Below are 1,333 nucleotides of genomic sequence, written 5' to 3'. Positions count from 1 at the left end.
AGCGGACTGTTTTCCTTGAGAGAAAAATCATCAATTTTCTTTGAATAGACTAACTCCCCAGTATATGGTTTGTTAGGTGAAAATTGCGCTATAGGCATGCCATCTTCACCAGATAAATTTCCAATTGGGCAGTTTGGATTGTGAGAAATACACCCTTTACCAACAGCACTTAGCTTTATAGGGATTTTAGGTTTATCCGCTTTATCTTCCGGTTTAGGAACCACATAAAACAATGTCGTAGGGAAAGGAAAGAGTTGTTCATAACTAATCTTCTCTCAAGGAAAACAGTCCGCTCGTTATTTTACAACGTTTTTTGAGCAGAGACTTTAGCTCACATATAGAAGAAGAACGTTTTTATATCAGAGCAGACGAGTGCTCAGGAAAACCATTAATAGATAAAAAATACAAACTGGCAGATAAAATTTTAACCTCCACAATAGGTAATAAGGCTATCCTTGGTTCAAACATTCACCTTGTCCTGAATGAAAAACAGGAATTTAACGTTGCCATTGGTGCATCAGAGGAAATTGAAAAGTTTACCGATGAGCAAAGAAGACAACAACAAAAAGAAACCAACAAAAAAAAGGGAATGCGGTATAAAGGATCACAAGGATGGCGAAGAAATACACAGCCTTATGAAGTTCGTAATTCACTAACAATTGAAGGCGAAATCACGGCTGAAAAAGGCACTGAAACACGTAGTTGGTCAAAAGAACTTGAGTTTGAGTTTAAAAAAGGGAAAAAGAAATTAGGCCCAGTCGATACTGCTATCGATAGTATTGGTAAATTCAATGATCTTCTTGCATTTGGGCATGATCAAGATAAGTTTAGGGTTATTAATTTAGATCTTATTAATCCCTTAATTAATATTAGTGGCAGTTATGAACTTGCGCATAATGATAAATATGAACTTTTCTATAAATATAATGCTGATATTACAGCAACACCCTTAGTCGGTTTAGAATTACGTGTTGATGTTATTCAAATATTTGCTGCCTATTTTAAAGTCAATAAAGTTGTGGCTAAAATACGAGAAAAAGGAGAAGAGCTCGAACAAGAAGTCAAGCAAGGTAAAAACGGGGCATTTTATGGTGTACAACTAGATTTAATTCTCAGTGGTGATTTGAGTGTTATGTTTGGTTGGGAGTCTGATGATAAAGGTGATTGGTCTTTTAAAAAAGATACGATGTTAGAAACTGGATTTGGTATCAGAGCCGAAACCAATATTCGTGGGGGTGTTCGCTATTATGCTGTTAATGGCTATTTTGATGCTTCTGCACAAATAGCAGCCAAAGTATTAGTGGCACTAGAATCTACAGAAAAAAGTATGGAG

General features: G+C 35.9%; 2 protein-coding genes. One reads left to right on the top strand and one right to left on the bottom strand.

What is annotated here, in order from left to right:
• A partial coding sequence (locus AAC147_RS12890; protein WP_156115359.1) for a hypothetical protein occupies positions 1-224 on the bottom strand: 224 nt, incomplete at its 3' end.
• An 89-nt stretch (positions 225-313) separates the two neighbouring features.
• Here AAC147_RS12890 and AAC147_RS12885 point away from each other — a divergent pair.
• Positions 314-1,333, top strand: a 1,020-nt coding sequence (locus AAC147_RS12885; protein ID WP_231571416.1) for a hypothetical protein, incomplete at its 3' end; no start/stop codon positions are given.

Origin of the sequence: Xenorhabdus sp. NBAII XenSa04, assembly GCF_963866145.1 — a bacterium.
Classification (GTDB): Bacteria; Pseudomonadota; Gammaproteobacteria; order Enterobacterales; family Enterobacteriaceae; genus Xenorhabdus; species Xenorhabdus indica.
The sequence above is the reverse complement of the archived record's forward strand: the minus strand, read 5'-3'. Positions and strand labels throughout refer to the sequence as shown.